Source organism: Micromonospora sp. R311, from assembly GCF_056780015.1.
On record NZ_JBSWCE010000077.1, the window covers coordinates 1 to 9,635 of the forward strand.

Genomic DNA, 9,635 nt, shown 5'->3' on the forward strand with positions numbered 1-9,635 from the left:
GCCGCCGTGGTGGCCATCGCCACCGCGCTGCAGGAGTCGAAGCTGGAGAACCTGGGTCACCTGGGTGAGCGCAACGACCACGACTCGCAGGGCCTGTTCCAGCAGCGCCCGTCCTCGGGTTGGGGCACGGTCGAGCAGATCACCGACCCGGAGTACTCGACCACGGCGTTCCTGAAGGGTCTGAAGCAGGTCGACGGGTGGCAGGACATGCCGCTGACCAAGGCCGCGCAGACCGTGCAGGTGTCGGCCTACCCGTTCCACTACGCCCAGTGGGAGCAGCAGGCCGCCGACCTGGTCGCCACGTACTGGAACAGCTGACCAGCCTGGAGCAGTTGACCGACAGACATTCCTGACAGGGGGACTGCTGGCCGGCACCCGACACGGGTGCCGGCCAGCGGCATATCCGAACCAGCGGCGCCTTGGCGAGCGGGTGAGGTGCGGGTGGGGACGGAGAGCCCCGGCGTCGGCCAACCGGGGGCGCAGGCGGTGCGGTCAGCGGCGGCTGCGGCCGATGTCGGTGACGGCGGCGATCAGCGCCAGCGCGATGATTCCGGCGGCCAGCAGCAGGGAGTGCCGGAACGCCACCGACCAGTCCCCGTCGGTGGCCGTCAGCGACGCGAAGAAGACCGACCCGACGGCGGCGATGCCGGCCGCCGACCCGATCCGTTGACCGGTCTGCAGCATGCCCGCTCCGCTGCCCGCCTGGGGTACCGGCACCTCGGACAGGGTCAGGGTCTGGTTGGGCGCGATCACCAGGCCGCTGCCGAGCCCGGCTACCAGCAGCGGACCGGCGGTCAGCCACGGCACGGCGGCGTGCCCGGGATCCAGTTCGAGGATCGCGACCACGGCGACGAGGCCGACCACCACCGTGACCAGGCCGCTGGCGACCAGCGGGCGCCCGTACCGGTTGACGATCCGCCCGCCGAGCGCGGACGAGGCGGCGGACCCCAGCGCGAACGGGGTGATGGCCAGGCCCGCGATGAGGGCGCTGTAGCCGAGACCGCTCTGCAGGTAGAGGGTGAAGATGAAGAAGATGGCGGTGAAGCCGCCGAAGTAGACGATCGCGATCAGCGACCCCAGGGTGTACGACCGGAAAGTGAACAGCCCCAGGTTGAACAGCGGCTGCCGCTGCCGGGCGTACCGCCGCTCCCAGAGTCCGAAGGCGACCAGCGCGACCAGCCCGGCCGGGACGAGCAGCCACTTCTCCGGCCCTCGCCACTGCTGTTGCTGCACCAGCGGCAGCAGCAGCAGGACCACGCCGAGCCCGAGCAGCAGCACGCCGACCGGGTCGAGCCGCCGGCTGTCGACCTGGCCCCGGGGGCGGCTGGGCAGCAGCCGCCAGCCGAGGATCACCGCGATGATCCCGACCGGCACGTTGACGAAGAAGACCCAGCGCCAGCCGTGATCGGCACCGCCGATGGCGATCAGGAGTCCGCCGAGCAGCGGGCCGACCGCGGTGGAGATGCCGATGGTGGCGCCGAGTAACCCGAACGGGCGGGCCCGTTCCGGGCCCCGGAAGAGTTCCTGGATCAGGCCGGTCACCTGCGGGTTGACCACCCCGGCGGCGGCACCCTGGAGCAGCCGCGCGGTGACCAGCCACTCGGGGGAGCGGGCCAACCCGGCCAGCGCGCTGGTCAGCGTGAACAGCGTGATGCCGGTGACGAAGGCGTTGCGCCGGCCGCGCGCGTCGCCGAACCGCCCGGCCGGCACCAGCGCCAGCCCGAAGGTCAGCGCGTACCCGGAGAGGATCCACTGCAGGTCACTGGGGGAGGCCCGCAGCGCGCGGTCCATCGACGGTACGGCGACGTTGACGATGCTCACGTCGAGCAGCGTCATGAAGGCGGCGACCAGCCCGACCCCGAGGGCCTGCCAGCGCCGCCGGTCATCCGACGCCGGCCGCCGTTGCGTCACGCCATCTGGCGGGCACAGAATCGGGGACCGAAGTCCAGGCCGGCCATGGGTGAGTCCTCCCGGTGCAGCAGGTTCTTCTCGGTGAGCATGTGCAGCGGCGCGTGCAACTGCTCCTCGGTCAGGCCGCACTCCTCGGCGATCATGTCCGGGTAGGGCACCTGCCCGCGCGCCTCGAGCGCGGCCACCGCCTCGTACACCCGTTCCTCGACCTCCGACAGCTGTACCTGCCGCATGGCTCCTCCTTCGTTCTCCCGCCTCTGCGCAGGCGGTCTGCGCTGCGCCGGTTACCCCCTGCGTGACCGAAGATGCCCACCCGATCGGGCGGTGCCGGCGGCCGGGTGCCCTAGGCTGCACCAGTGATCGTCTGGGATCTCGCCGTGGTGGGCGGTGGGCCCGCCGGGCTCTCCGCCGCGTACGCCGCCGCCCGCGCGGGCGTGCGCACCCTTGTGGTGGAACGGGCCGCGCACCCGCGGTACAAGACCTGCGGGGGAGGTCTCATCGGCACCTCTCTCGCCGCCGTGGCGGACCGGATCGAGGTGCCCGCGCACGACCGGGTCGACCGGGTCACGTTCACCCGGGACGGGCGACGCGGGTTCACCCGCCGCCACGGCGGCCCGCTGGTGACCATGGTCCGGCGGGAGGAGTTCGACGACCGGCTGCGGGCGGCCGCGGTCGCCGCCGGGGCCGAGGTGCGCGAGCGGGTCGCGGTCCGGGCCGTCGAGCAGGACCCGGAGGGGGTACGCCTGCGGCTGGCCGACGGCGACACCGTGCACGCCCGTACGGTGATCGGCGCCGACGGCTCGTCCGGGGTGACCGCCCGGCACGTCGGTGTCGACTACCGGCAGGTCGACCTGGGGCTGGAGCTGGAACTGCCGGTGCCGCCCGAGCAGCAGGCCCGCTGGCGCGGCCGGGTGCTGCTCGACTGGGGCGCGCTCCCCGGGTCGTACGCCTGGGTGTTCCCGAAGGGCGACCGGCTCACCGTCGGGGTGATCGCCGCCCGGGGTGAGGGGGAACGGACCCGGGAGTACCTGCGCCGGTTCGTCGACCGGCTCGGGCTGGCGGACGTGCCGCCGGCGCACGACTCGGGGCACCTGACCCGCTGCCGGGCCGAGGACTCGCCGTTGCGTCGGGGCCGGGTGCTGGTGGTCGGGGACGCCGCCGGCCTGCTGGAACCGTGGAGCCGGGAGGGGATCAGCTACGCGCTGCGTTCCGGGGAACTGGCCGGCGCGGCGGTGGCGGCCGGTGACCTGGCCGGCTACGAGCGCGCGGTGGCCGAGCGGCTGGTGCCGTCGATGCGGGCCGGGCACCGGCTGCTGGACGTCTTCGCCCGGCAGCCGGAGGTCTTCCACGCGCTGCTGGCGACCCCGCCGGGCTGGCGGATGTTCGTGCGGTTCTGCCAGGGGCGGGCGAGCTTCGACGAGACGCTGACCCGGGCGCCGGTCCGGGCGGCGCTGGCGCTGCTGGACCGGCTGCCCGCGCCCCGGCGACCGCTGGTCCGGCAACCCTGAGGAACGGCGGGCATGCCGCGCCGCCCCGTCCGTCCACCCAGGATCCTAGGACGCTTTACGCGACGTGACCTCCGCGACGACCTGGTGAGGGCCCGAGGAACGCGCGTCGAGCTGACCGAGACCGACCCCCGCCGGGACCGGCCGGAGCCGCTCGACGACCCGGAACGCTGGGACCTGCGGCACGCCTGACCAACGACGACGGGCCGCGGGCGTCGCCGCCCACGGCCCGTCGGGTGGTACGGATCAGAAGACCGGGACGCCTTCGCGCACCAGCCGCCAGTTCGGCTGGAAGAAGTCGGCCGGGTCGATCGTGCCCCGGGCCTGCGCCCAGTCGATGAGCAGCTGGCGGATCTCCTGCTGCGCGTTGTATACCTGCGTCTTGACGATGCTGGGGAAGTTGCCGCCGCCGCTGCGCCGGTAGTTGTTCACCGCCACCGCGAACTGCGCGTCGTCCGCCACCGGCGTGTCGGTGCCGGGCAGCACCAGCCGGGTGATCCGCTGGCCGACCGGCCGGGAGATGTCGATGTCGTAGTCCAGGCCGGAGATGACGTCGTAGTTGTAGTCCGGCACCGCCGGGTCGCTGATCGTCTCCGGGTCCACCGGCGCGCCCGGGGCGAGCGTGCGGAAGTACTTCGCCGAGTACTCCAGGTAGGCGCGCACCTCGGCGCCGCTGAGTACGACCGCCTCGAGGGTGTTGTCGAAGACGTAGAGGCCGGCGACGTCGCGGATCTTCACGTCCCCGGCGGGGAAGACCGCGGTGCGGCTGAACGGCGCCGCGATCGACAGCACCGGCAGGGTCGCGTACGCGCCGCCGGCCAGGGCCGCGGTGACCACCTCGGTCTGCACGTGGTTGATGAAGTCCAGGATCGGGGTGTCCTGGTACCGGGACTCCGCGGCCGACAGCTCCACGGTGGAGCGGGCCACCACCTGGTTGACGTACGCCACGGTCTTCTGGTGCTGGGCCCGCACCGCCACGAGGACCGCCGGGTCCTCGACCACGGTGTTGGTGTTCAGCGTGGTGGCGCCCTTGGCGAGGACCTTCCAGCGACCGCGTTCCTTGGTCACCGTGAAGTCCATCCGGGTGAGCCGCTGACCCCACTTGGAGGGCTCCGACAGCAGCACCTGCTCGCCGGTCGCGGCGTTGGTGACGAACTTCTGCACGACCTCGTTGTGCGCATGGCCGAACAGGATCGCGTCGATGCCCGGCACCTGCTCGGCGATGATCGTGCACGGGTTCTCGTTCGGCAGCTCCGGGCCGTAGCTGGAGGTGCCGCTGTCGCCGCCGTGCGCGGAGACGATGACGAGGTCGGCACCCCGCCCGCGCATGATCGGCACCCACTTCTTCGCGGTCTCGACCATGTCCGGGAAGACCAGCTTGCCCTCGACGTTGCCCTTGTCCCAGATGGCTACGCCCGGGTTGGTCAGGCCGAGGATGCCGACCTTGATGGTGGGGGAGTCGGCGCCGCCGAGGGACACCTTCTTGATCACGAACGGCAGGAACGCCGGCTTGCCGGTGGCCGCGTTGACGGCGTTCGCCGCCAGGGCCGGGAAGCCGAGCTGCTCGATCCACCTGGCCAGCAGCGGCAGGCCGTAGTTGAACTCGTGGTTGCCGAGGGTCACCGCGTCGTACTTCAGGATGTTCATGGCGTTCGCCATCGGGTGCGTCTCACCGGTGACGGTGATCGGCTCCTGCTTCGCGTAGTACGTGGCCAGCGGGGTGCCCTGGATGGTGTCGCCGGCGTCGAGAACCAGGGTCGCCCGACCCGCGCGCTCCGCGCGGATCTGGTTGACCAGGGTGGCCAGCTTGGCGACGCCGACGTCGTTGTGCCGGCTGTCGTCGTACTCGGCGTCGCGGTAGTAGTCCCAGTTGTAGACGTTGCCGTGGGTGTCCGAGGTGCCGAGGACGGTGAGGTCCCAGGTCTTCGGTCCTGCCGCGTCCGCCGCTCGGGCAGGCGCGCTCGCGATCAGGGGGGCACCCGCGGCCGCCGCGGCGACGGCGAGCACCCGGCGGCGCGACGGGCCGGAGGGAGAGGTCATGCCATGCCTTTCCATGGGGGTGAGGACGCTTCGGGAGCGCCAGCCGCACCATAACGAGCCACTGTCACTCCTGCCACAGCGGCCGGAGGTGTTTCATCCCACCAGCCTCATCCGGTGCCCTGGTGTAACACCGGTGACATCCGTTTCCGATCGGCACCGCCGGGTAGGGCTCTCCGGGACCGGATCGACAGGTGCGCGAGGAGACGTCCGTGAGTGAGGACCAGTACACCCGGCAGGACCCGACCACCCAGTACGGCCAGCAGTCCGGCCAGCCCGGGCAGCAGCAGGCGCCGCCGGGCTCGACGGGGCGGATGACCCCGAGGCCGGACCACGGCGAGGAGTCCTACCGGGGCACCGGCAAGCTCGCGGGCAAGCGGGCGCTGATCACCGGCGGCGACTCCGGGATCGGCCGGGCGGTGGCGATCGCCTTCGCCCGGGAGGGCGCCGACGTGCTGGTCTCCTACCTGTCCGAGGACGCCGACGCCCGGGAGACCGTCCGGTGGGTCGAGGAGGCCGGTCGTAAGGGGGTCGCGGTGCGCGGCGACATCACCGACGAGCGGCACTGCCAGGAACTGGTCGACCGGGCGGTGCGCGACCTGGGCGGCCTCGACATCCTGGTGAACAACGCCGCCTACCAGATGTCGCAGGACAAGGGCATCGCCGGGATCAGCAGCGAGCAGTTCGACCGGGTGCTCAAGACCAACCTGTACGCGATGTTCTGGCTCTGCAAGGCCGCCGTCCCGCACCTGCCGGAGGGGTCGGCGGTCATCAACACGTCGTCGATCCAGGCGTTCGACCCGTCGCCGCAGCTGTTGGACTACGCCACCACCAAGGCGGGCATCGCCAACTTCACCAAGGCTCTCGCCCAGGACCTGGCCGAGCAAGGTATCCGGGTGAACGCGGTGGCGCCCGGTCCGATCTGGACCCCGCTCATCCCGGCCACCATGCCGGAGCAGAAGGTCGAGCAGTTCGGCCAGGACACCCCCGAGGGCCGTCCCGGGCAGCCGGCGGAGGTTGCCCCGGCGTTCGTCTTCTTCGCCAGCCAGGAGTCCAGCTACGTCACCGGCGAGGTGCTCGGCGTGACCGGCGGCCGTCCGACGAAGTGAGCGTCGCGCCCGGTGCGGCACCCCGCGCCGCACCGGGCGGGTGCGTCAGCGGGGCCAGTCGGCCAGCCGCTCCCGGACCCGGGCCACCCCGGCGGCGTCCAGGCCGTAGCGGGCGAACCGCCGGTCCGGCAGCCGGTCCAGGTAGCGGCCGGCCGCGCGCACGTCCTCCGAGTCGAGCGCCGGGTCGAACTGGTGGGCCAGCGCCAGCAGGTCGGCCACCTCGTAGTGCTCCCGGGCCGCCGCCACGTCGATGTAGTCGCGTACCTCCCGGCGGTTGACCAGGGCCGCGGTCTTGCTGGCCACCAGGTCGCGCACGTCCATCACCGGGCCGAGGTCCATCACCACGGGGCTACGCCGTCGGTCCAGACGGGCCAGGCTGAGCCGGAGCTGCCGGTGGTCGCGGGTCACCACGAAGTCCCGCAGGTCCCGGTCGAAGCCGTCGAAGAGCTCGGCCAGTTCGCTGTCCGGGTCCGCGTCGTCGACCTGGAAGCCGGCCCGTCGCAGCGCCTCGCGCACCCCGGCGGCCGCCGCCGCGGCCGCCCCCTCCACGTCGGCGAAGAGGTCGACGTCCTCGGTGGGGCGGGTGACCAGGCCGTGCGCAGCCCAGGCCACCCCGCCGCCCAGCACGAACCGGTACGGTCCCGCGGCGGAGAGCGCCACCCGGGCGACCTCGCGGTAGAACTCGTGCGGGTGGGTGCTGCTCACGCGGCCCGCAGGCCCCGGTGGCGGTCCTCCCAGGCCGCGCGCACGCCGCGGGGCAGGTTGAGCAGTCGCCACACCCGGCGCAGCGTCCGGCCGTTGATCAGCCGGCGGAGGTCCTCGGTGCGGGTGGTCTCGCGCAGCACGTTCTCGTACATCCAGAGCAGCTGGTCGGGGTCGCCGAGGTCGAACGTCCGGTCGGCACACCACATCAACCGCACCGGCAGCTCCACCACGCCGCGGGTGGGGCCGGTGAGCTCGGCCAGGGTGCGCGCCACCACGGCGGGGCGCCCCGGACGGGCCAGGTGGGCCGCGCGGGGTGTGGTGGCGGAAACGGCCGGCATGCTGTCAGGGTAACGCCCCCGGCCGCCGGCGCGGGTGTGCGCGTGCCGGCGGCCTCGCCGCGGCCGGGTCGGGCGGGACCGGGCCGTCAGGTGTCGGACGCCTCGGCGGAGTGCTCCACGTCGAGCAGGTTGCGCCGCAGGTGGGCCCGCTCGGGCTCGCTGCCGGCCAGGTCGAGCGCCTCCCGGTAGGCCGCCGCGGCCTCGGCGAGCCGGCCGAGCCGGCGCAGCAGGTCGCCGCGGGCGGCGGGGTAGGGATGGTGCCCGCGCAACCGCGGCTCGTCGGCCAGCTCGTCGAGCAGCGCCAGGCCCGCCGCCGGCCCGTCCCGCATGGCCACCGCCGCGGCCCGGTTCAACGCGACCACCGGGGACGGCACGACGGCGAGCAGCACGTCGTAGAGCGCCACGATCTGCGGCCAGTCGGTGGACTCCACGTCGGGGGCCTCGTCGTGCAGCGCGGCGATCGCGGCCTGCACCCCGTACCGGCCGGGCGGGCCGCCGGTCAGCGCCACCGGCACCAGGTCGCGGCCCTCCTCGATCATGCCGCGGTCCCACCGGCCGCGGTCCTGGTCGCTCAGGAGCACCAGCTCGCCGTCCGGGCCGGTGCGGGCGTCGCGCCGGGCGTGCACCAGCAGCATCAGCCCTAGCAGCCCGGCGACCTCCCGCTCGGCGGGTAGCAGCCGGCGCAGGATCCGGGCCAGCCGGATCGCCTCCTCGGCGAGGTCGAGCCGCTGCAACCGCACCCCCGAACTGGCCGCGTAGCCCTCGGTGAAGATCGAGTAGACGACCTGGAGCACCCCGGGCAGCCGGTCGGACAACTCGTCGGCGCCCGGTACCCGGAACGGGATCCGGGCCTCACGGATCTTCCGTTTCGCCCGGACGATCCGCTGCGCCATCGTTGCGGGTGGCACCAGGAACGCCCGGGCGACCTCGGGCGTGGTCAGGCCGGCGAGGCAGCGCAGGGTCAGCGCCGTGCGGTCCTCCGCGGGCAGCGCCGGATGGGCGCAGGTGAAGAAGAGCTGCAGCCGCTCGTCGGGCAGGTCGGCGTCCGCGTCCGCCGGCGGGGCGGGGTCGGCCCGTTCCGCCTCCACCTGCAGGATCGCCAGCCGCGCCGCGTACGCCTGGTCGCGCCGCAGCCGGTCGACCGCCCGGCGCCGCGCGGTGGTCAGCAACCACGCCCCGGGCCTGGCCGGTACGCCATCCACCGGCCAGTGCACCAGGGCTGCCTCGATGGCCTCGGAGGTGACCTCCTCGGCCAGGTCGAGGTCACCGAACCGGCGGACGAGGGAGGCGAGCAGCCGGCCGCGTTCCTCGCGGAACATCAGCTCCACGGACGCCCTGACGCCGGTGACCCGCTCGTCCATCGGGGTCAGAGGTCGAACTCGGCGACCGGCCGCACCACGACCGACCCGCCGCCGCGCGCCCCCGGGCAGCGCGCGGCCCACTCCAGCGCCACGTCGAGATTCGGCACGTCGATCACGTCGTAGCCGCCGAGCACCTCGCGGGTCTCGGCGAACGGCCCGTCGGTGACCGTCCGCTCGCCGTTCGGGCCGACCTGCACGGTGGTGGCGGTGGTCAGGTCCTTCAGCGAGTGCCCGGAGACGAGGACGCCGGCCTCCTTGAGCGCCTTGTCGTACATCACCCAGTCCTCGAAGGTGCACTGGTCGGCCCCGTCGGTCGCGGCGCTGTAGATCAGCAGCATGTACTTCATGTCCGGCTCCTCGGTGTCTCCTCGTGCGGCCCTGTGCCGTACAGGATGACGACGAACGGGGAGCGGGGAAATCGACCGGGCCCGGGCGAGGTTTTTTGCGGGCCGGATGACGCCCCGTTTCGTCCGGTTCCTCCCTGGGGTTCTTCGCGGGTGGGTGGGTACCGCACATCGAGTCGATCTCCGCCCCGGTGGCCCCAACGTCGGGTGTGGCGGCGGCTTGCCGGGGTGGGCGCAGCGTTGGGGCTGGGTTCTACTTCGGGTCGGCGTCGTCGGGTGGGCGTGTCGTCGCGGGTTGGCATGGTGTCTCTTGGTGGTGATACCT

9 protein-coding genes and 1 pseudogene are annotated in these 9,635 nt (G+C 73.1%); 3 read left to right on the forward strand and 7 right to left on the reverse strand.

Going from position 1 to position 9,635, the window contains the following annotated elements:
- Positions 1–318 (forward strand): annotated as a pseudogene (locus AC1WTP_RS33700) (hypothetical protein); the annotation flags it as partial.
- Between the two features lie 174 nt (positions 319–492).
- On the opposite strand, the gene AC1WTP_RS33705 reads toward AC1WTP_RS33700, so the two are convergent.
- On the reverse strand, positions 493–1,911 hold the full coding sequence (locus AC1WTP_RS33705) for an MFS transporter (protein WP_481653265.1): 1,419 nt from the start codon (positions 1,909–1,911) through the stop codon (positions 493–495).
- Positions 1,908–2,144: a hypothetical protein gene (locus AC1WTP_RS33710; RefSeq protein WP_447140813.1), complete on the reverse strand. Its 237-nt coding sequence runs from the start codon at positions 2,142–2,144 to the stop codon at positions 1,908–1,910. The genes AC1WTP_RS33705 and AC1WTP_RS33710 overlap by 4 nt, the downstream gene beginning before the upstream one ends.
- A gap of 123 nt (positions 2,145–2,267) precedes the next feature.
- On the opposite strand from AC1WTP_RS33710, the gene AC1WTP_RS33715 reads away from it, so the two are divergent.
- Positions 2,268–3,419, forward strand: a complete 1,152-nt coding sequence (locus AC1WTP_RS33715) for a geranylgeranyl reductase family protein (RefSeq protein ID WP_481653266.1) — start codon at positions 2,268–2,270, stop codon at positions 3,417–3,419.
- Between the two features lie 243 nt (positions 3,420–3,662).
- Here the strand turns inward: AC1WTP_RS33715 and AC1WTP_RS33720 are convergent, their stop codons facing one another.
- Positions 3,663–5,456: a bifunctional metallophosphatase/5'-nucleotidase gene (locus AC1WTP_RS33720; protein WP_481653267.1), complete on the reverse strand. Its 1,794-nt coding sequence runs from the start codon at positions 5,454–5,456 to the stop codon at positions 3,663–3,665.
- Between the two features lie 209 nt (positions 5,457–5,665).
- Between AC1WTP_RS33720 and AC1WTP_RS33725 the strand changes: the two genes are divergently transcribed.
- Positions 5,666–6,562, forward strand: a complete 897-nt coding sequence (locus AC1WTP_RS33725) for an SDR family oxidoreductase (protein WP_481653268.1) — start codon at positions 5,666–5,668, stop codon at positions 6,560–6,562.
- 45 nt (positions 6,563–6,607) lie between these two features.
- Here AC1WTP_RS33725 and AC1WTP_RS33730 read toward each other — a convergent pair whose 3' ends face one another.
- The 4 genes from AC1WTP_RS33730 to AC1WTP_RS33745 form a co-directional block, all read right to left on the reverse strand.
- The gene (locus AC1WTP_RS33730) at positions 6,608–7,267 is read right to left on the reverse strand and encodes a nucleotidyl transferase AbiEii/AbiGii toxin family protein (protein ID WP_481653269.1); all 660 of its coding nucleotides are present in this window, start codon (positions 7,265–7,267) and stop codon (positions 6,608–6,610) included.
- Positions 7,264–7,605 (reverse strand): hypothetical protein, encoded by a 342-nt coding sequence (locus AC1WTP_RS33735; RefSeq protein WP_447140808.1) that lies wholly within the window; start codon positions 7,603–7,605, stop codon positions 7,264–7,266. The genes AC1WTP_RS33730 and AC1WTP_RS33735 overlap by 4 nt, the downstream gene beginning before the upstream one ends.
- An 86-nt stretch (positions 7,606–7,691) precedes the next feature.
- The gene (locus AC1WTP_RS33740) at positions 7,692–8,966 is read right to left on the reverse strand and encodes an RNA polymerase sigma factor (RefSeq protein ID WP_481653270.1); all 1,275 of its coding nucleotides are present in this window, start codon (positions 8,964–8,966) and stop codon (positions 7,692–7,694) included.
- Positions 8,967–8,971: 5 nt separating this feature from the next.
- The gene (locus AC1WTP_RS33745; RefSeq protein WP_481653271.1) at positions 8,972–9,313 is read right to left on the reverse strand and encodes a YciI family protein; all 342 of its coding nucleotides are present in this window, start codon (positions 9,311–9,313) and stop codon (positions 8,972–8,974) included.
- Positions 9,314–9,635 lie beyond the last annotated feature (322 nt).